Genomic DNA, 19,422 nt, shown 5'->3' on the forward strand with positions numbered 1-19,422 from the left:
GGCGCGTACCCGGCCCCAGGCCCCTGCCCTGCGGCTTTCCCCTATGTCAGTCGTTCATGGGACGCTCGTAGACATGAGTCCACAGGATCAGCACGGCAGCAGGGGGTACTCGGTCCCCACCGGGCGGCCGTACGCCCTCAAGGAGCTGCAGGCGAGCCTGGGCAGCCTCGGCGACCACCTCCGCGAGCTCTACGACGGCGCCCACCCCGCCGAGTACGACACCATCGCCGACGCGCTGTACGTGGCCTTCCGGACGGCCACCGGACTGGCACCCGCCAAGAGCTACACCGGCTGCCCCGAGCACCCCAACGGCGCCCTCGACCCCGAAGCGCCCGAAGGCTGGGGCCGCTGCCTGATCTGCAACGACCGCCGACGCCTCGGAGAGCGCCACCGCGGCGGCCCGTCCGCCGCCCCCGCCGGAGAACAGCGACGCCTCGGCTACCCCGTACCGGACCCCCCGTACACGCTCCAGCGGCTGCGCACGTACGTGCGCGCCGTCGAGGACCAACGGTTCCACCTGGGCCTGTCCTCACCCGCCGAGGACTTCGTCCGCATCGCCGACGACCTGCACCGCGCCTTCATCGTCGCCCGCGAACTCTCCCGGCCGCGCAACGCCTCGGGATGCTCCGAACATCCCGGCGCGCCGATCGACCCCGACGCTCCTCCCGGTGAGGCCTGTATCTTCTGCGCCGGACGCAAGAGACGCGCGCAGCGCTCCCCGCAGACCCCGGAGATGCTCCCGCGCATCCGCCGGGGCGAGCGCAGGCAACTGCAGCGCCGATTCGAGCGTCCGCCGGGCTGAAAACCGACGGGACCGCAGATCACCCACCCTGTGGACCCCGACCTCCGGCCATCCCTCGCAGTCCGGCCATGGCGAACACGACCGTCGTTAAGGTGAACAACATGAGCTCTCCCGCCCGCTTCGACCGCGGCCACACCGACGATCTGATGACCTTCCTGACGGCCAGTCCGTCGCCGTACCACGCCGTGGCGAACGCGGCGGAGCGGCTGGAGAAGGCGGGCTTCAGGCAGTTGTCGGAAACGGACGCCTGGGATGCGGGCACCGGGGGCAAGTTCGTGCTCCGCGGCGGTGCGCTCATCGCCTGGTTCGTTCCCGAAGGCGCCGCCGCGCACACGCCGTTCAGGATCGTCGGCGCGCACACCGACTCCCCGAACCTGCGGGTCAAGCCGCTGCCGGACACCGGCTCCCAGGGCTGGCGGCAGATCGCCGTCGAGATCTACGGCGGCACCCTGCTCAACACCTGGCTGGACCGCGACCTGGGCCTGGCCGGGCGGCTGACCCTGCGCGACGGCACCGAGCGCCTGGTGAACGTGGACCGCGCACTGCTGCGCGTACCCCAACTCGCCGTGCACCTGGACCGGTCGGTGAACAGCGACGGCCTCAAGCTCGACAAGCAGCGTCACATGCAGCCGATCTGGGGTCTGGGCGATGTGCAGGAGGGCGACCTGATCTCCTTCCTGGAGGAGGAAGAGGACCTGGAGCAGGGCTCGGTGGCCGGCTGGGACCTGATGGTCCACTCCATCGAACCGCCCTCCTACCTCGGCCGTGACCGCGAGCTGGTCGCCGGCCCGCGCATGGACAACCTCCTGTCGGTGCACGCGGGCGTCGCGGCGCTGGCCGCCGTCTCCACCTCCGACAAGCTCGACCACATCCCGGTGCTGGCCGCCTTCGACCACGAGGAGAACGGCTCCCAGTCCGACACGGGCGCGGACGGCCCGCTGCTGGGCAACGTGCTGGAACGTTCAGTCTTCGCCCGTGGCGGCTCGTACGAGGACCGGGCGCGGGCCTTCGCCGGCACCATCTGCCTGTCCTCGGACACCGGACACGCCGTGCACCCCAACTACGGTGAGCGGCACGACCCGACGCACCACCCGCGCGCCAACGGCGGACCGATCCTGAAGGTCAACGTCAACCAGCGGTACGCCACCGACGGCAGCGGGCGCGCGGTGTTCGCCGCCGCCTGCGAGCGGGCCGGTATCCCGTGGCAGACCTTCGTCTCCAACAACTCGATGCCGTGCGGCACCACCATCGGCCCGATCACCGCCGCCCGGCACGGCATTCAGACCGTGGACATCGGCGTCGCGATCCTCTCGATGCACAGCGCCCGCGAACTGTGCGGCGCGGACGACCCGTTCCTCCTCGCGAACGCCCTGGTGGCCTTCCTGGAGGGCTGAGCCCCCAGGAAGGCCGGTGTCGGCTACCCCTCGGCGTCCATCCCGGCGAGGACGAGGGGCAGCCGGGAGGTGCCCTCGGCGGTGACGCGGACGGGCACACCCCAGTCCTGCTGGTGGACGTGGCAGGCCGGGTACTCGTTGGCGGGGTCGTCGTCGCAGGACGCCGCCATCGCCGAGACGTGCAGGACGCCCTCGGTGACCTCCGGGTTCAACGCCAGCTCCCGGAACAGGTCCGTCCCGGCCCCCTCGCCGGCCGCCAGCAGCTCGGACGGGGTCGAGGAGACGAGCAGCCGCGTGGAGGGCCCGTAGCGGGTGTCGAGCTTCTGCCCGCTCGGCGCCTGGAAGACCACGTCGAGGCGGAGCGTGCCGGGGGCCACCTCGGTGGCGGCCCGCTGCGTACGGTGGGCGACCGCGTCCACGCGGACCGCCTCCTCCGGCAGGCGCAGCCGCGTCAGCCGGTGCGCGGCCGACTCGACGACCACGATGTCCTCACCGACCAGCACGGCGTCGCTGGGCTCGCGCAGATCGGTCGCCAGCGTCGAGACCTGGCCGGTGGCCGGATCGTAGCGGCGCAGCGCGTGGTTGTACGTGTCGCACACCGCGACCGAACCGTCGGGCAGGGCGGTCACCCCGAGCGGGTGCTGGAGCAGCGCCTGGGCGGCGTCCCCGTCGCGGTGGCCGAAGTCGAACAGCCCGGTACCGACGGCCGAGGTGATCACGTACCCGTCGTCACCCGCTTCGACGTACCGCAGGGCGCTGGTCTCGGAGTCCGCGATCCACAGCCGGTCCCCGGCGGCCGCGAGCCCCGAGGGCTGGGCGAACCAGGCCTCGGCGGCCGGCCCGTCGAGCAGCCCCTCGTTGGTCGTACCGGCCGCGACCTCGACCGTCCCGGCCTCCGGGTCCCAGGTCCACAGCTGGTGCACACCGGCCATGGCGATCCAGACCCGGCCCTGCCACCAGGCCACGTCCCACGGCGAGGACAGGTCCACATCCAGCGCCGGCCCGGAGGTCGGGGAGCCCTGCCACCACTGCCGGCCGGTCCCGGCGACGGTCTCCACGTGCCCCGTGGCCGGGTCGTAGGTGCGCAGGGCGTGGTTGACGGTGTCGGCGACGACGACCCTGCCGTCGGGCAGCAGCGCCAGGCCCTGGGGCTCGCTGAAGCTGTCCCCGCCGAAGCCGCGCTCGCCGCTGCCGACGCGGCGTACGACGCTCTCGCCGTCGGCGGCCAGCTCCACGAGCTGGTGCCGGGTGGAGTCGGAGACCAGCAGGTTCCCGGACGGCAGCGGCAGCGCCTTCCCGGGGAACCGCAGGGCGCCGGCCACCGGCTCGGGCGCCACGTACGGCCCGTCGCCGCGCCGCAGCGTGCCCTTGGCCTCGTGCTCGGCCTCCAGCTCCTCGACCAGGCGGGCGAGGGCGTGCGCGTGCCCCTCACCGGCGTGCTGGGCGACGATGTACCCCTCGGGGTCGATCACGACGAGCGTGGGCCAGGCGCGTACGGCGTACTGCTTCCAGGTCGCGAGCTCGGGATCGTCCAGCACGGGGTGGTGCACCTGGTACCGCTCGACGGCATCGACGACGGCGGCGTGCTCGGCCTCGTGCACGAACTTCGGGGAGTGCACACCGATGATCACGACGGTGTCGCGGTGCTTCTCCTCCAGCTCGCGCAGCTCGTCGAGGACGTGCAGGCAGTTGATGCAGCAGAAGGTCCAAAAATCCAAGATCAATGTGCGACCTCGGAAGTCGGCGAGCTTCAGGTCCTTCCCGCCGGTGTTGATCCAACCACCCTTGCCGATCAGCTCGGGGGCACGGACTCGGGCACGGCGGGGCGCGGGCGCGGGGGTGGGCGCCGGGGCAGCATCGTTCATCCTTCAAGCTTGCCATCCGGGTATGAACACCGGATCACGCGTATGCGGCAGGCCACGATCCGGTCGCCGGTGGACGGTGCCGGCTCGGCGACCGACGGGCCATGTACACCCGCCGGGGTGACGACGAGTGGCGGGACCCCGTGGGAGCCTGGTCCCAGGAAGCTAGGGAGGCGTCCGGAATGACCACCGCGCACGACTACAGCGAGGGCATCGATCCCGAGCGGGCCCTGAAGTACGCCATCCAGCACCACAGTGGGGACCGCACCGAGATCCTCGAAGGGGTCATCACCAACGTGACGCCGAGCTGGGACCACGAACGGGCCGCGAAGATCGTGCGCCGTCAGATCGAAGGCCGGGTGGACGAGCTCGACTGCGTGGAAGGTTCGGGGAACCTGGATCTGCCGGGATCGTCGAACTGGTACGTGCCGGACATCGCGGTCGTGCCCGAGCAGCTCGCACTCGGCGGCGGGGCGCTGGTCCCCGACCAGACATTGCTGATCGTCGAGATCACGTCCGAGTCCGATGCCGAGACGGATCGTGTCGTCAAGCGCAAGAGGTACGCCGAGTACGGGGCACCGCTGTATCTGCTGGTCGACCGGGTGGAGGCGACCGTGACGCTGTTCGCGCTGCCCGGGCGGCTCGGGTACACCAAGGTGGACGGGCCGCATCCCTTCGGGACGCCGGTGCGGTTGCCCGAGCCGTTCGGGATCGACCTGGACACCGGCGGGCTCTGACCGGCGCCCGGTAGCGTGCCGGGGGTGACAGTCAGCACGCCGCCGAGCGGGCGGATATTCGATGCCTTGGACGCCACCGCCGTGCGGAGCAGCGACGGGTTGAGGGAACTGTACGAGGATCCCGGGGAGATGGCCCGGCGGAAGGCCGTGGACCGGATCCACGAGGCGGCGCGGGTGCTCATCGGCCGGTCGTCGTTGGTGTTCGTCGCCAGTGCCGGGGCCGACGGGAGCTGTGACGTGACACCCCGGGGCGGGCCGCCCGGCTTCGTGTCCGTGCTCGACGAGTTCACGCTCGCGCTGCCCGACGCCACCGGGAACAAGCGGCTCGACACCGCGCACAACATCGTGGAGACGGGCCGGGCCGGGCTGATCTTCGTCGTTCCCGGGCGGGCCACCACCCTGCGGGTGAACGGGCGGGCCTGCGTGTCCGCCGATCCGCGGTTGCTGGAGCGGTTGACCGCCGTCGGCAAGCCGCCGCGGAGCGCGATCGTGGTGGAGGTCGAGGAGGCCTACCAGCACTGCCCGAAGGCGTTCCTGCGCAGCAACGCGTGGAAGCCGGAGCAGTGGCTCGCGGAGGACGCCGCGCCCAGTTCCGCCGAGATCACCCTCTCCCACCTGGATCTCCCCGGTCTGACGATCGAGGAGATCCTGCGGCAGGAGCGCGAGAGCCTCCTCCACCGCTACGAGTAGGCGAACAGGGCGCTCAGCCGGGGCAGTCGGGCCGCGATCTCCTCGCTGTCGTCGAAGTCGAAGTCCCAGGAGGGGTCCAGGGCCGGGTAGCTGATCGTGAAGGAGTCCGCCGGAAGCTCGCGGCCGGTGCCGGTCTCGTAGGCGGTCCAGGCGATCGAGAGGGCGCTCTCGTCCTCCAGGTCCAGGCCCTCGGCCGCGGCCCCGGCGACCGCCGGGTGCGCGGCCAGGGAGTCGGGGTCGGTCAGGGCCGTCTCGAAGGTCTCCCGGCCCTGGGTGAGGAGCCAGCCGCGGAAGTAGTCGAAGCCGTCGTCCGAGCAGCCGCCGTTGATCACGTAGGCCGCGGCCCAGAGCGGCGCCCGGTAGGACTCCGCCAGCAGGTCCCACAGGACCTGCTGGGCCGCCGCTATCTCCGACTCCGGCCGGCCCGCGAGGAGTTCGGCCGCGCGGGCGGACACCTCCTGCGGTTCCGCCTCCGCGCGGGCCGTCTCGATCAGCTTCCAGAACGTCTGCTTGTCCATGGGGAAAGCCTGGCAGCCGGGTCTGACATCAGGCGGGGGTGCTGAGGAAGGTCTGGAGGGATCTTGTGAGTGCCGTGACGAACGCGTCCTGTACCGGCGCCGGGACGAGGTCCAGGGAGAGGTACGGGTTCAGGTCCTCCAGCTCGACGAGGAGCAGTTCGCCCGACGGGGCCCGGCAGGCGTCGACCCGCTGGATGCCGTGGTCGAGGGTGTTCCACTCGACGAAGGAGCGGGCGAAGGCCAGGTCCGCCTCGGTCGGGGTGTAGAGCTCCAGCTCCCAGCGGCGGGCCGGATCGGGGGCGTGGAGCGCGTACTGGAAGGCGTCGTCGACGAAGTAGAAGGACACCTCGTACGTGAAGTCGATGCGCGGCTGGATCAGCACGGCCCCGGCCGGCCCGTCCGGTGTCGCGGTGAAGGTGAGGCCGATGGAGTCGGCGCCCTGCTTCGGCTTGACCGCGTACGTGGGGACCTGCGGCAGCTCGGCGAGGCGCGCCGGGTCGTCGATCGTCGGGATGACCGGGTGGCCGGAGGCCGTCAGGTCGAGGAGGTACTGCTTGCCCGCCATGTCGCCGCGGCCGGTGAGCGGGTTGTAGACGCGGGCGCCGGTGGCGAGGGCGGCCGCGCGGAAGGAGTCGTAGGCGTCCTGGTAGTGCAGGACGGGACCGCTGTTGCGGACGATCACCGCGTCGAAGCCCAGCGGCAGCATGGCCTCCGCGTCCGCTGGATGGCACAGGGCCAGGTCGAACGCGGCGCGGAGCCGGGACGTGAGGAATATGTCCTCGTCGCAGTAGCGGCGGCCGCGTGCGGGGTACGCCAGGTCGGTCACGTAGAGCAGGGGCATGAGGGCAACCTATCGCGGGCACTGATCAGCGCATGAAATACCTCGTACGGGACAAAATGCTGACCATCGGGGACGACTACTGGATCGAGGACGAGGACGGTCGGCACGCCTTCCTCGTCGACGGGAAGGCGCTGCGCTTCCGGGACACCCTGGAGCTGAAGGATCCGGACGGGCAGATCCTGATCACCTTGCGGGAGAAGCTGTTCACGCTGCGGGACGCGATGACGCTGGAGCGCGGGGGCACCTCCCAGCGGTAGCTGGGGGAGAGCGGCGGCTCGCCGTGATCCGCCGCAAGCGGCTCTCGCTGCTGCGGGGCCACTTCCGCGTGACCCTGGCCGAGGGCACCGAGCTCGATGTGAGCGGGCGGATCCTGGAGCGCGAGTTCAAGGTCGAGTACGACGGTGAGCTGCTCGCGCTGGTCTCACGGCAGTGGTACCGGGTGCGCGAGACGTACGCGGTGGACGTGGTCCGGGAGGACGCGGACGCGGCGCTGCTGATCGCGGTCGCGGTGTGCGTGATCCGGTTGGCGGAGAAGGAGCGGGAGGACGGGGTCAGTCCCGATGGTGTTCCCGGGCGGTGAGCTGGCCCTGGACGTAGGCGTCGGTCTCCGGTGCGTAGGGGCCGCCGTGGTCGAACAGCAGGTCGCCGATGCGCTGCCACTCCGCGGCCTCGGCGCGGACGGACGCGTCGGCGAACTCCAGGTCGCCCGCTTCCGCCAGCACCGCCTCCAAGGCGGCGTGCGCCTCGTGGTGGGTCAGGCCGGTGGCCCGTTCCCGGACGCGCCGGCGGGCCTCGATCTCCGCGTGGGCGGGCTCGTGGGGCTCCAGGGCGGCTTCCAGCACGGCCTCCGCGTCTTCCGTCACGGCGTACCCGCCTCCTCCTCGTGGCTGCGGCGGCCCGCGCCGCCCGTCCTCCTCGTCTGCCCGCGCACGCGGGCGCCAACCGGGGTCCCGGGGGCGCCGGGACCCCGGCACCCCCGGGGTCCCGTCAGCGACCCAGGCGGCGGTCCTTCAGTGCCGGGAACTGGGAGCGGGTGTCGGCGACCTTGGCCGGGTCCAGGTCCACGGTGAGGACCTCCTCGCCGGGGCCCGCCTCCGCCAGGACCTCGCCCCAGGGGTCCACCACCAGGCTGTGCCCGGCCTGCTCCACGCCCGCGTGGGTGCCGGCCAGCCCGCACGCCAGGACGTAGGACTGGTCCTCCACGGCGCGCGCCCGGCTCAGCAGGGTCCAGTGCGAGCGGCGGCGGGCGGGCCAGCCCGCCGCGACGACCATCGTGGTGGCCCCGGCGTCGACCAGGCCCCGGAACAGCTCGGGGAAGCGCAGGTCGTAGCAGGTGGCGATGCCGAGGGTCTGCTCCGGCAGGGCCACGGTGGTCAGGGAGTCCCCGGCCGACATGAGCACCGCCTCGCCCTGGTCGAAGCCGAAGCGGTGGATCTTCCGGTAGGTGGCGGCCAGCTCGCCGGCCGGGGAGAGGACGAGGGCGGTGTTGTAGAGGGAGCCGTCGCCCGCGCGCTCCACGACCGAGCCCGCGTGCAGCCAGACGCCGGCGTCGCGCGCCGCCTTGGACATGGCTTCGTAGGTCGGTCCGTCCAGCGGTTCGGCCTCGGTCTCGAACTGTTCGTAGGCGAATGCGCCGACCGGCCACAGCTCGGGCAGGACGACGAGATCGGAGCCCGCCTGCTCCCGTACGAGTTCGGCCACCCGGACACGTCGGGAAGACACCGACTCGCCCTCGTTCACTGCGATTTGGATCAACGAGGCGCGCACATTACCACCGTCCTGGCGTTCAAGCCGTCAACTCGGGCCTACGATCGTCACACGAAAGCACTGCCGGGGTGCTCACCGGCAGCGTAGTTTTGGAAACTGAGTCCACTGCTTCCGAAACGCGCCATTGAACAGCACCGCGAGGGGTCCCGTTGACCGTCCAGCCGCATCCCGCCCTCCAACCCTATGCCGACGCGTGGACACACTCCATCGAGGCGATATCCGAGTTGGTCCTCCCGTTGCCGGAGGGGGAGTGGAACCGGGCGACACCGTGTCCGGGCTGGTCGGTCCGTGATGTCGTGTCACACATCATCGGCATCGAATGCGAGCAGCTCGGGGACCCGCGGCCGATCCACACCGTGGCGCGGGACCTGCGGCACGTGGTGGACGAGTTCAGCCGGTACATGGAGGTACAGGTCGACGTACGGCGTCACCACACGGCGCCGGAGATGACCTCGGAGCTGGAGTACACCGTGATCCGGCGCTCCCGGCAGCTGCGGAACGAGAAGCGGGATCCGGCCACGATGGTGCGGGGGCCGCTCGGTGACCAGGTGACGCTGGAGCAGGCGCTGCGGCTGCGGGCCTTCGACGTGTGGATCCACGAGCAGGACCTGCGGGCGGCGCTGGGGGTACCGGGGAACTGGGACTCGCCGGGCGCGTACGTGGCCCGGGACCTGCTGCTGGCCGGGCTGCCGAAGGTGGTGGCCAAGCGGGCGGGCGCCCCGGCGAACTCGGCGGTGGTGATCGACGTGCACGGACAGCTGGAGTTCATGCGGACGGTACGGGTGGACGCGGACGGCCGCGGCACCGTGGACAAGTCGCCGTCGCTGGGCCCGGCGGTGACCCTGACGATGGACTGGGAGACCTACGTCCGCCTGGCGGCCGGCCGGGTGCGGGCGCACACGGTCGCCGACCGGGTGAAGGTGGAGGGCGACGTGGAGCTGGCGGACGCCATCCTCACCCGGTTCGCCGTGACCCCGTAGGGCCAGGGCTCCTTCACGGCCGGCCGGGTGGCGACCCGGTCAGGCCGGTGCGCGGCCCGGTTCCGTCGGGACGGGGCCGGGGGGCGCGGCGGGGCCCGGGACCGTGGCGTGGGCGTGGGCGCGTTCGCGTTCGCGTTCGCGTTCGCGGGCCAGGGCGAGGGGGCGCAGGCGCAGGATGCTGAGGACGCCCACCGCCTGCAGCACGAAGACCGTCGAGAAGGCGATGCGGTAGTTGTCGCCGGTGGCGTCGAGCAGGATGCCCACCGCCAGCAGCGTGGTCATGGACGCGAGGAAGCCGCCCATGTTCGTGATGCCGGAGGCGGTGCCCTGGCGCTCCGCGGGATTCGCCGGGCGGGCGAAGTCGAAGCCGATCATCGATGCCGGTCCGCAGCCGCCGAGCACCAGGCACAGTGCGACCAGCAGCCACATCGGTGCCCGGTCGCCCGGGTGTCCGAGCACCGCCGCCCACAGCAGGGCGGTGAGCCCGACCGTGCCCAGGGCGAGCGGGATCCGCGCGGACTGGCGGCGTGCGACGATCTGGCCGTAGACCAGCCCGAGCGCCATGTTCGAGGCGACGACCAGCGTCAGCAGTCCGCCCGCGGTGGTCCGTGACAGCCCCTGCGCCTCGACCAGGAACGGCATCCCCCACAACAGCAGGAACACCATCGCGGGGAACTGCGTGGTGAAGTGCACCCACAGGCCGAGCCGGGTGCCGGGCTCGGCCCAGGACTCGCGGATCTGCCGGCGTACGAACCCCCCCGAGGCCCCGGCGGTGCGGGGTGCGGGCCCGTGACCCTCCGGGTGGTCCCGCAGGAACAGCACCAGCGGGACCAGGACCACCAGCCCCGCCACCGCGCTGCCCGCGAACGCGGCCGTCCAGCCGACCCCGTGCAGGACCGGGGCGAGGACGAGGGTGGAGACGAGGTTGCCCGCCATGCCCACCAGCCCGGCCAGCTGCGCCATCAGCGGCCCGCGCCGGGCCGGGAACCACCGGGTGCCGAGGCGCAGCACCGAGATGAAGGTCATCGCGTCACCGCAGCCCAGCAACGCCCGCGCCGCGAGCGCCATCCCGTAGGAGGGCGACAGCGCGAAGCCGAGCTGGCCGACGGTGAAGAGCACCGCGCCCAGGGTCAGGACCTTCTTGGTGCCGAGCCGGTCGACCATCAGGCCCACCGGTATCTGCATGCCCGCGTAGACGAGCAGCTGCAGCAGGGAGAAGGTGGCCAGCGCCGAGGCGCCCACGTGGAAGCGGTCCGCGGCGTCCAGGCCGGCCACGCCCAGGCTGGTACGGAAGATCACCGCCACGAAGTAGACGGCGACGCCGATACCCCACACGGCGACGGCCTTGCGGCCGCCCGGCGGGTCGGCGGGTACACCGGGGGAGGCGTGCGCCGGGCCGTTCACCGGGGCGGTCACAGGGCCGTTCACCGGGGCGGTCACCGGCCCGGCCCGCGCACCAGGGCCTCGACCCGGCCGATGTGCCCGCGGACCGCCGCGGACGCCGCCTCCACGTCCCCGGCCCGCAGCGCGTCCAGGATCTCGGCGTGCTCGGCGAGGGTGCGGTCGAGTCGTTCGGGGTGGGCGTGCAGCAGGGCCACGCCCATCCGCAGCTGCCGGTCGCGGAGTTGGTCGTAGAGCCGGCACAGGATCTGGTTCCCGGCGTGGCGCACGATCTCGGCGTGGAAGCCGCGGTCGGCGGCCATCATCGCGCCGAGGTCGCCCGCCTCGGCGTGCCGGCGCTGTTCGTCGAGCAGGGTGGTGAGCCGGTCCAGCAGGCCCGGTGGCGCCGGCACCGCTCTGCGTACGGTGAACTCCTCGACCAGGATCCGGGTTTCGAGGACGTCGGTGATCTCCTGCGCGGAGACCTGGAGGACCAGGGCGCCCTTCTTCGGGTACAGCTTGAGCAGCCCCTCGGTCTCCAGCCGCAGCAGCGCCTCGCGGACGGGCGTACGGGAGACCCCGACGGCCGCGGCCAGTTCGCCCTCGGTCAGGAGGGTGCCGCCTTCGTAACGGCGGTCGAGCACCCCCTGCTTGACGTGCTGGTACACGCGGTCGGCGGCGGTCGCGGCGGTGGCTGAGGCGGGCATGCGCACAGGATAGATACAACAGAGGTGCAAGCCGTGCCGGGTCCAGGATGTGGACCGGGGGCCGCCCGCTGCATCGAAGGATGTACCGCGCCTTCGTCCGCCCGCAGGACGTACGGGGCCCCGCGCGCCGGGACGCTGAAGTCATGGCCGACACCCTGCTCGCCCCGGCGGCACAGAAGACCGCCAGGCTCCCGCTCCTGGACGTCCTGCGCGGCGCCGCGATCCTCGGCACGCTCATGACCAACGTCTGGATCTTCACCTCGCCCGGCTCGGAGTGGGGCGTGCTCCAGGGCGGTCTGGAGCTGCCCGACCCGATCGCCGACCCCTCCGCCGCCCACCTCGCCGAGAGCGTCTTCCGCTTCCTCGCCGACGGCAAGTTCCTGGCCCTGCTGACGGTTCTGTTCGGGGTGGGCCTGGCCATCCAGTTCGACTCCGCCGCCCGCCGCGGCGACCCCTGGCCCGGCCGCTACCCGCGCCGCGCCGCCTTCCTCTTCGTCGAGGGCACCGTCCACTTCGTGCTCGTCTTCGCCTGGGACGTGCTCATGGGGTACGCCGTCACCGCGCTCCTCGTCGCCTGGCTGCTGGCCCGCTCCGAGAAGGTCCGCAGGCGGGCCATGTGGACCGCCGGTGGAGTGCACCTGGCGCTGATCTCCCTGCTGACCGCCGACGCGCTGAGCCGGCCCTCCGGAACCCCGAAGAGCCCGGATCCGGCCGCCGTCGAGCTGTACGCCCACGGCGGCCACCCCGCCCAGATCGCCTTCCGCCTGGAACACTTCCTCGCGCTGCGCATCGAGCCGGTCTTCTCCTTCGGGCTGCTCGTGTTCCTCTTCCTCCTCGGCGTGCGGTTGCACCGCGCGGGCGCCTTCACCGCCACCGCCGAAGGCCACCGCATCCGCACCCGGCTGGCAGCCTGGGGCCTGGGCCTCGGGCTGCCGCTGAACGCCGCGACCACCCTCGGCGGCTCCGACTGCTACCTCCTGGGCCGCTACGGCGCCGCCCCGCTGCTCGCCCTCGGTTACATCGGCCTGATCGGCCTCGCCCTCGACCGGCGGTGGATCCCGGCCCCGGTGAGCCGTGCCCTCGGCTCCGTCGGCCGCACCGCCCTGTCCTGCTACGTCGCCCAGAACCTGCTCTGCATGCTGCTCTGCTACGGCATCGGGCTGGGCCTCGCGGAACGGTTCGGCGGCAGCGGCCCCTGGTGGGTGATGGGCCTGTGGGCGGGCGTGAGCCTGACCTTGGCCGCCGGATCGTGGCTGTGGCTGCGCCGCTTCGACCACGGACCCCTGGAGGCCGTGCAGCGCACGGTCCTCAGGCCCCGCCGGTGACGGCCACCACCTCCACGTCCAGCACGAACTCGTCGTACGGGGCCTCGTCCGGGTAGGGCGGCCGGATCTGTGCGAAGCGGATCCGGGCGCGGCCCCCGCCCGGGGGCCGGGCCCGGATCAGGTAGGTCCGCTCCACCGGCGCGCCGGGCGCCGGGGCCGCCCCGGGGGTGGCCGCGGGGGCCTCCGCCACGCTCACCACGTCCGCGTCGCCGGTGACCTGCCAGGTCCACACGTACCCGCGCGCCCCGCGCCCGACGAGCCGCAGCTCGTACGGCTCGTCCGGGCCCAGCACGATGCTCCGTACCTCCACGCCCGCCCGGTCCTCTCAGACGGGGCCGATCACCGACCCCTCGTGCCAGCCCGCGCCGTCACGCCAGTAGTGCTGGAGGCGGCGGTCGGTGCGCAGGACGATGACTTCCAGGTTGAACCCGAAACTGCCCTGGAGCATCCCGGTGACCGAGGCGACGTCGTGCCCGAAGACCGCACCGCGCCGCCACGGCGAGCCGCCCGCGTTGCCGCGCCACCAGTGCTCGACCTGCCCGCCGGCGACGGCCACGCAGAGCTCGTAGTTCCCGGCGGTGTCCTCGTCGGCGGCCCCGAACTGCCCCTCGATCAGGCAGGGCGCGGAGACGGCCGCCGTGCCGCTGCCGAAGATCTCCCCGGCCCGCCAGGTGAAGCCGTCGGGATCGTCGCGCCACCACAGCTGCATGCGGCCGTCGGTGCGGGTGGCGACGAGGTCGAGGTGGCGGGCGCGGGTCTGGACGAGGGCGGGCCCGTAGTGGGCGATGCCGGAGCCGAAGCGGCCGCCGTCGTTCCAGGTCCAGGGGGCGCCGTTGATCCGCCACCAGTGGCTCAGGCGGCCGTCGGCGGTCCGGACGACCACCTCGAAGTTGCCCGGCTTGCCGTAGTCGCTCTGGATGAACGCGGGGGTCGAACCGACCGCCGCGTCGCCCGGCCCGAAGACCCCGCCGTCGCGCCAGACGGCCGCGGACTGCTCGTAGTACCAGTGGCGCAGCCGGCCGCCGGTGGTCACGTGCAGGGACTCCATGTTGCGGTTGTAGGTGGTGCCGGTGAAGGCGGGCTGCCCGGAGGCGTCGGTGGCGAAGGTGCCGGCGCGGGCCCACGCGAACGGCGGGTCGCCCTCGCGCCACCAGTGCTGGAGGCGGCCGCCGGGGGCGGTCGCGAGGAGCTCGAAGTTGCGGTGGGCGCGGCCGTTGCCGCTCTCGTAGACGTTGCCGGTGTGCAGCCGACGCTTGGTCCACGGATCGGGGTTGGTGCCGCGCAGGCCGCACTTGGCCCAGTGGTCGATGTTGACCTCGCCGTAGGCGATCCGACCGTAGCCGCCGACGTGGTAGCCCGTCCCCCAGGAGTTCTTGAACAGCCAGCACCCGGCCGCGTCGTCGTAGCCGACCACCAACACGCAGTGTCCGCCCGCGAGATGGTCGCTCGTACGGTGGTACACGCCGGAGCCGAGCGCGAAGAAGTCGTCGTAGACGTCGAAGCAGGCGGTCAGCGGGCCGACCGTGTCCAGCCAGACCTTCTGCTGCTCCACGTCGCCGAGCCGGACGTAGTCGGTGATCCGGACGGTCCGGCCGGACCGGTCCCAACTGGGCGTGTACTCGGCGCGCCAGGCGTCACGGCGGGCGGCCGGCAGCCCGGCGGGCGGGGTGCTGTACGGCCAGCAGTCCGGGTCGGCGAGCCCGCCGTTCGCCTTGATCCAGTCGAGGGCGGTCTCCGGGTTGCTGCCCTGGCCGCAGCTGAAGCGCAGGCCGTCGTGGACGTCCCCCTCGGAGCGCTCCGCCCATACGTCGTGCTCGATCCGGGCCATGGACTCCACCAGCCCGGTGGCGCCGAAGGCCCAGCAGGAACCGCACGGGTTCTGGTCCTTGACCTTGGTGATCCACGGCCGACCCCAGCGCTCGCGCCAGTCCACGGCGGCGGGCCGGGCCGCGACCGACGGCCCCGCGACCCCTGGCAGCAGCCCGTGGGCGGCGCGGCGGCGGGTCAGGTGCGGATTGCCGCTCGGGTGCCCGATGATCCCCGGCAGATCGATCGTCCCCGCCTCCTCGGCGGTGGTCAGGTTCGCCCCGGGCTCCAGACCGAGCGAGGGCCGCGGCACGGGCTCCTCGTCGGCGAGGTGCTCCAGCACCGTCCAGCGCGCCCCCCGCGCGACGAGTCGCGCGCGCAACTCCCCCACCGATGGCACAGACTCCTCCGGCATGGCGGCCCCCCAGCTGCAACCGTTCGGATCCAAGACCCGGGAGCGTCTCCCCGGCGCCCGGGGGCGTCAAGGGGGTCCGCACGGTCGCGCGGTGGCACGAGGGGGCGTGCCGCGTCGCCGCCGCCGTGGTCCGGCCCTCCACCCGGGCCGAAGCTCAGTCGTCCAGCGTGATCGCGTTCTTGGCGCGGGTCACGGATTCCTCGGAGGCGGGTCCGCCCGGGTTCTCCGTCGCCAGCGCCTGGTTGAGGTCGACGAAGGGCCGCATCCGCTCCTCGTAGCGGGCGTACGCGGCGCGGTGGTCTCCGCGGGAGCCCGCGAGGGAGTCGGCCAGTACGTGGGCGCCCACCAGGGCCAGGCCGGTGCCCTGCCCCGAGAGGGGGGAGGGGCAGTAGCCGGCGTCCCCGAGCAGCACGACCCGGCCGCGGGACCACCGGTCCATGCGGATCTGGGCCATGGCGTCGCAGTAGAAGTCGGGGGCCTCGCGGGCGGCCTCGGCCAGGCGGGGCCCTTCCCACCGCAGGGATTCCAGCCGGTCGACGACGGTCCGCCGCAGTGCCTCGGCGGTGCGCAGCTCCGGGGCGAGCGGGGCGGACCCGAAGCCGAAGGCGACGCGCAGTTCGGTGTTGTCGCGCACGGGCATGATGCCGAAGCCCATGTCCGCGTCCCGCAGCCACATCTGCCAGTCCCGCAGGTCGAGGAAGTTGTCGGTGCCGAACACCGAGAGGTAGCTGCCCAGGTGATGGGTGTAGGGCTCCTCGGGTCCGAAGGACAGGCGGCGCACGGTGGAGTGCAGGCCGTCGGCCCCGACGACGAGGTCGAAGGTGCGCGGCGCCGCGTGCGCGAACTCCACCCGCACCCCGTCCTCGTCCTCCTCCAGCCCGGTGACGGTGTCGCCGAAGAGGTACTCGACGTCTGCGCGGGTGTGTTCGTGGACGATCCGCACCAGGTCCTCGCGCAGCACCTCGATGTCCTCGCCGTCGAGCCGGCCGCTGCTGAAGGTCGCCTCGGTGGAGCGGCCGACCTCGCTGCCGTCGGGGCCGAGGATCGACATGCCACGCATCCGGGTGCGTACCCGGCTCGCCCGCTCCAGCAGGCCCATGCGCCGCATCACGTCGAGCGCGACGCCACGGATGTCCACGGCCTGCCCGCCGCCGCGCACACCCGGGGCGCGTTCGACGACGGTGGGCTCGAAGCCGTGGCCGTGCAGGAGGTGGGCGAGAACGGGACCCGCGATGCCGCCGCCGGAGATGAGTACGGTCCGCATGAGAAGCTCCTTCGGTGATCTGTACGCTGTACGCATTCTGAATGTACGACGTACGCTCAGGCCTCTCAACTGGCAAAACACCTCTGCTGTACTAGCTCAGAACGGCCTCGACGGAGATCGCCGCCGGTAGGCTCTGCACTAGTACAGGACGGAAAGGCGGCAGAACGTGACGCAGACCACAGGCACGGCGGGCGCGGCGGGCGATCCGCCCTACCTGCGCATCGTCGCCACGATCCGGCGACGCATCGCGGACGGGGAACTCGCACCCGGGGACCGGGTGCCCTCCACCCGGCGGATCGCCGCGGAATGGGGCGTCGCGCTCGCCACCGCCACCAAGGCCCTGACCACCCTGCGTCTGGAGGGCCTGGTCGAGGCCCGTCCCCGGATCGGCACGGTCGTCGCCGGGAGCGCCCCCGCCGCACCGGCCCGCCGGCGCCCCTCGCCCGCCCCGGACACCGAGCCGGAGCTGACCCTCGACCGGATCGTCCGCGCCGCCGTCGAGATCGCCGACGCCGAGGGACTCGCGGCGCTCTCCATGCGCGGTGTCGCGGCCCGGCTCGGCGTCGCGCCGATGTCGACCTACCGGTACGTCCCCGGCAAGGAGGAGCTGATCCTCCTCATGGCCGACGCCGCCTACGGCGAGGAGTCCCCCGCCGACGCAACCGCCGACGACGCCGCCGACGACGCCGCCGCCGGGGACTGGCGGGCGCGCGTCGAGGTGGGCGCCCGGACCCTGTGGCGGCTCTACCGCAAGCACCCGTGGCTGTCCCGGATCGGCTCCCTGACGCGACCGCTGCTGGTGCCCAACCTGCTGGTCCACGGCGAGTGGATGCTGGACGCCCTCGACGGCCACGGACTCGACCCGACCGCGCTCTTCGACATCCACGTCCTGCTCTACAGCCATGTGCACGGCCTGGCGGTGCACCTGGAGCTGGAGGCCGACGCCGAAGCCACCACGGGCCAGTCGGAGGACCAGTGGATGGACAGCCGCGCCCCCGTCCTGCGGGAGCTGGTGGACTCCGGCCGCTTCCCGACCTTCGCCAAGGTCGTCGGCTCCTTCGAGGACGGCTACGACCTGCGGCTCGACGCGCTGTTCGAGCTCGGTCTGCGAGCCCTCCTCGACGGCCTGACCCCCGTCGTCGAAGGCCCCGGACGCTCCCGCGGCCCCGGGCCGGCGCCCGTATAGGGTCGGGCCGTATGGGGACGTGGATCGCGCCGAGCGCCATCGAGAGAGAGCTGTACGAGGCCAAGTCCGCCGGTGACTGGTCCGCCTACTTCGACGTACTGGCCCGCACTCCGCTGTACGTGGCGCAGTCCCGCGAGCGGTCCGACGAGCACCCCGACTCGGTGTTCTTCCACGCCACCCCGGACCGGACGCTCGTCGTCCACACCCCCGGCATGCTGCCCGCCCCCACCCCCGAGACGGTCTACGAGTCCCGGAGCCTGCGCTGGTTCTCCGAGGTCTGGGCCGCCGACGACCCCGCCTTCCTCGCCGTGAACCCGCGGTCCCCCGTCGAGGCCTACCTCACCACCACCCCCGCCGACCTGGCCCGCTGGCGCGCCCACGCACAGGCTGCCCCGCACTACGGCCTGCCCGAGGGCAGGATCCACGCCCTGTTCACCGGCGGCCCGCTGCACGGGCCCGTCGCCCACGGCCTCGCCGTCGGCTGCCATCTCGCCGTGACGAACGGCGAGTTCTGGAACTCCCTCGCCCACCACGGCAGCGGCTACCAGTACGAGCGCCACCGCGTCGCGAAGAGCTGGAGCATCACCGACCGACCCGACTGGCTCGCCACCCTGGACACCCTGCTGGACCGCGGGATGGTCAGCCCCGTCTGGGAGTACGCGCTCCGCGTCCGGCGTGCCCTCGCCTCCGACTTCGCCGGACCGGTGGACATCGAACACTGGCGGCACACCGCCGAGGCGAGCCTGCGCCGCGGCGCCGAACGCGCCGCCGAACCGCAGCTCACCCCCGACGGCGTCACCGCCGCCCGACCGCGACCGGCCGCCGAGGTCGAGGGGGAGATAGCCGGCGTCAAACGCCTCATCGGACGGATCACCCGCTACGAACAGCGCTTCCGGGCCGACGGACTGCTCCCCGAGGACGGCTGGGTCCGCTCCGTGGAGGGCTGGGACATCGGCCGGGCCTCGCAGATGGCCCGCTGGGGCGTCAGCTGCCGCTACGGGACCGTCGCCGAGGCCGAGAAGGCCGTACTGCGCGCCGGGGAGGCCGCGCGTGACACGTACCGCTCGTGGGCGGAGTTCTCCGCCGGGTACGTCCTCGGCCGGTGTCTGCACTTCGACGAGGAGGAGTTCGGCACCTGGTACACGACCGCGCTGGCCGCCCACCTCGCGCTGACGACCGACCCGGCCAGCCCCTGGCTCAACATCCCCTGGAAATGAGCCGGGTTGCTTCCGCACCGTCGCCGACCTCGGGTAGTCGATGTCCCCGGCCGCGATCCGGCGGCGGGTCACCGGTCTCCCGACTAGCCTCGCCACCATGACTGTTGAGCTGAACGAGACCGTGCGGGGGCTGCTCGACGCGCCGCACCCCGCAGTCCTGTCGACCATCAACCCCGACGGAAGTCCCCAGAGTTCGGTGATCTGGGTGACCCGCGACGGCGGCGACCTGCTGGTCTCCACCGAGCAGGGCCGCCGCAAGGAGCGCAACATCGTCCGGGACGGTCGGGTCGGCCTGACCGTCTTCGACCTGGCCAACCCCTTCCTCTACGTGGAGATCCGCGGCACGGCCACCGTGACCGAGGACGTGGGCCGGGCGGTGGCCGTGCGCATCGCCGAGGAATACATGGGCCCGGGCGCCGGCAAGGAGTACGCGGACGCCCCGGCGGAGGACGTCCGCGTGGTCGTCCGCATCACCCCGACCAAGGTCCTCGGCAACGCGGCCCGGTAGGCCCGCCCGGGCCGACCGGCGCC

At 72.6% G+C, this 19,422-nt stretch carries 19 protein-coding genes and 1 pseudogene; 10 read left to right on the forward strand and 10 right to left on the reverse strand.

Translation table 11 applies throughout. The annotated features are described in order from the left end of the window. The first annotated feature begins 73 nt into the window (after window positions 1-73). Together ACWG52_RS18420 and ACWG52_RS18425 are read left to right on the forward strand one after the other, a co-directional pair. Window positions 74-802, forward strand: coding sequence for a hypothetical protein (locus ACWG52_RS18420; protein WP_389804098.1), 729 nt, complete (start codon window positions 74-76; stop codon window positions 800-802). Between the two features lie 101 nt (window positions 803-903). Beyond that, entirely contained in the window at window positions 904-2,196 is a 1,293-nt protein-coding gene (locus ACWG52_RS18425) for a M18 family aminopeptidase (RefSeq protein ID WP_033214757.1), read from the forward strand. 23 nt (window positions 2,197-2,219) lie between these two features. On the opposite strand, the gene ACWG52_RS18430 is transcribed toward ACWG52_RS18425, so the two are convergent. After that, complete coding sequence (locus ACWG52_RS18430) at window positions 2,220-4,061, reverse strand: NHL domain-containing thioredoxin family protein (RefSeq protein WP_389804101.1); 1,842 nt, start codon at window positions 4,059-4,061, stop codon at window positions 2,220-2,222. Window positions 4,062-4,240: 179 nt separating this feature from the next. Between ACWG52_RS18430 and ACWG52_RS18435 the strand changes: the two genes are divergently transcribed. Together ACWG52_RS18435 and ACWG52_RS18440 are read left to right on the forward strand one after the other, a co-directional pair. After that, complete coding sequence (locus tag ACWG52_RS18435; RefSeq protein WP_453129015.1) at window positions 4,241-4,795, forward strand: Uma2 family endonuclease; 555 nt, start codon at window positions 4,241-4,243, stop codon at window positions 4,793-4,795. Between the two features lie 24 nt (window positions 4,796-4,819). Further along, window positions 4,820-5,485, forward strand: coding sequence for an MSMEG_1061 family FMN-dependent PPOX-type flavoprotein (locus ACWG52_RS18440; protein WP_453129016.1), 666 nt, complete (start codon window positions 4,820-4,822; stop codon window positions 5,483-5,485). Here the strand turns inward: ACWG52_RS18440 and ACWG52_RS18445 are convergent. Both ACWG52_RS18445 and ACWG52_RS18450 read right to left on the reverse strand, forming a co-directional pair. Next, on the reverse strand, window positions 5,476-6,003 hold the full coding sequence (locus tag ACWG52_RS18445; RefSeq protein ID WP_389804109.1) for a DUF4240 domain-containing protein: 528 nt from the start codon (window positions 6,001-6,003) through the stop codon (window positions 5,476-5,478). The two genes, ACWG52_RS18440 and ACWG52_RS18445, sit on opposite strands and share 10 nt — an antisense overlap. A gap of 28 nt (window positions 6,004-6,031) precedes the next feature. Next, the gene (locus ACWG52_RS18450) at window positions 6,032-6,844 is read right to left on the reverse strand and encodes a hypothetical protein (protein WP_389804113.1); all 813 of its coding nucleotides are present in this window, start codon (window positions 6,842-6,844) and stop codon (window positions 6,032-6,034) included. Between the two features lie 32 nt (window positions 6,845-6,876). On the opposite strand from ACWG52_RS18450, the pseudogene ACWG52_RS18455 reads away from it, so the two are divergent. After that, window positions 6,877-7,424: pseudogene (locus ACWG52_RS18455) on the forward strand (LURP-one-related/scramblase family protein). On the opposite strand, the gene ACWG52_RS18460 reads toward ACWG52_RS18455, so the two are convergent. Further along, the gene (locus ACWG52_RS18460; RefSeq protein WP_389804116.1) at window positions 7,396-7,707 is read right to left on the reverse strand and encodes a hypothetical protein; all 312 of its coding nucleotides are present in this window, start codon (window positions 7,705-7,707) and stop codon (window positions 7,396-7,398) included. The pseudogene ACWG52_RS18455 and the gene ACWG52_RS18460 sit on opposite strands and share 29 nt — an antisense overlap. A gap of 124 nt (window positions 7,708-7,831) precedes the next feature. Next, the gene (locus tag ACWG52_RS18465; RefSeq protein ID WP_389804119.1) at window positions 7,832-8,611 is read right to left on the reverse strand and encodes a carbon-nitrogen family hydrolase; all 780 of its coding nucleotides are present in this window, start codon (window positions 8,609-8,611) and stop codon (window positions 7,832-7,834) included. Window positions 8,612-8,760: 149 nt separating this feature from the next. Between ACWG52_RS18465 and ACWG52_RS18470 the strand changes: the two genes are divergently transcribed. Further along, window positions 8,761-9,591, forward strand: coding sequence for a maleylpyruvate isomerase family mycothiol-dependent enzyme (locus ACWG52_RS18470; RefSeq protein WP_389804122.1), 831 nt, complete (start codon window positions 8,761-8,763; stop codon window positions 9,589-9,591). Window positions 9,592-9,630: 39 nt separating this feature from the next. Here the strand turns inward: ACWG52_RS18470 and ACWG52_RS18475 are convergent, their stop codons facing one another. Together ACWG52_RS18475 and ACWG52_RS18480 are read right to left on the reverse strand one after the other, a co-directional pair. After that, window positions 9,631-11,019 (reverse strand): MFS transporter, encoded by a 1,389-nt coding sequence (locus ACWG52_RS18475; RefSeq protein ID WP_453129017.1) that lies wholly within the window; start codon window positions 11,017-11,019, stop codon window positions 9,631-9,633. Window positions 11,020-11,027: 8 nt separating this feature from the next. Further along, entirely contained in the window at window positions 11,028-11,678 is a 651-nt protein-coding gene (locus ACWG52_RS18480) for a GntR family transcriptional regulator (RefSeq protein WP_389804128.1), read from the reverse strand. A gap of 143 nt (window positions 11,679-11,821) precedes the next feature. Here ACWG52_RS18480 and ACWG52_RS18485 point away from each other — a divergent pair, with 143 nt between their 5' ends. Beyond that, the gene (locus tag ACWG52_RS18485) at window positions 11,822-13,003 is read left to right on the forward strand and encodes a DUF418 domain-containing protein (RefSeq protein ID WP_389804131.1); all 1,182 of its coding nucleotides are present in this window, start codon (window positions 11,822-11,824) and stop codon (window positions 13,001-13,003) included. Here ACWG52_RS18485 and ACWG52_RS18490 read toward each other — a convergent pair. From ACWG52_RS18490 to ACWG52_RS18500, 3 genes are all read right to left on the reverse strand, one after another. Further along, window positions 12,987-13,313: a protease inhibitor I42 family protein gene (locus ACWG52_RS18490; protein WP_389804134.1), complete on the reverse strand. Its 327-nt coding sequence runs from the start codon at window positions 13,311-13,313 to the stop codon at window positions 12,987-12,989. The genes ACWG52_RS18485 and ACWG52_RS18490 overlap by 17 nt on opposite strands. 15 nt (window positions 13,314-13,328) lie before the next feature. Beyond that, a complete protein-coding gene (locus tag ACWG52_RS18495; protein WP_389804137.1) occupies window positions 13,329-15,200 on the reverse strand; it encodes a C1 family peptidase in 1,872 nt (623 codons plus the stop codon). A 178-nt stretch (window positions 15,201-15,378) separates the two neighbouring features. Continuing rightward, window positions 15,379-16,488: an FAD-dependent monooxygenase gene (locus ACWG52_RS18500; protein ID WP_389804140.1), complete on the reverse strand. Its 1,110-nt coding sequence runs from the start codon at window positions 16,486-16,488 to the stop codon at window positions 15,379-15,381. Between the two features lie 166 nt (window positions 16,489-16,654). On the opposite strand from ACWG52_RS18500, the gene ACWG52_RS18505 reads away from it, so the two are divergent. The 3 genes from ACWG52_RS18505 (at window position 16,655) to ACWG52_RS18515 (ending at window position 19,399) form a co-directional block, all read left to right on the forward strand. Further along, on the forward strand, window positions 16,655-17,674 hold the full coding sequence (locus ACWG52_RS18505; RefSeq protein ID WP_390166596.1) for a TetR/AcrR family transcriptional regulator C-terminal domain-containing protein: 1,020 nt from the start codon (window positions 16,655-16,657) through the stop codon (window positions 17,672-17,674). A gap of 11 nt (window positions 17,675-17,685) precedes the next feature. Then, window positions 17,686-18,891, forward strand: a complete 1,206-nt coding sequence (locus ACWG52_RS18510; protein ID WP_389804146.1) for a DUF1266 domain-containing protein — start codon at window positions 17,686-17,688, stop codon at window positions 18,889-18,891. A gap of 97 nt (window positions 18,892-18,988) precedes the next feature. Beyond that, a complete protein-coding gene (locus ACWG52_RS18515) occupies window positions 18,989-19,399 on the forward strand; it encodes a PPOX class F420-dependent oxidoreductase (protein ID WP_389804149.1) in 411 nt (136 codons plus the stop codon). Window positions 19,400-19,422 lie beyond the last annotated feature (23 nt).

The sequence above is a fragment of the Streptomyces sp. CLCI03 genome, assembly GCF_053615355.1.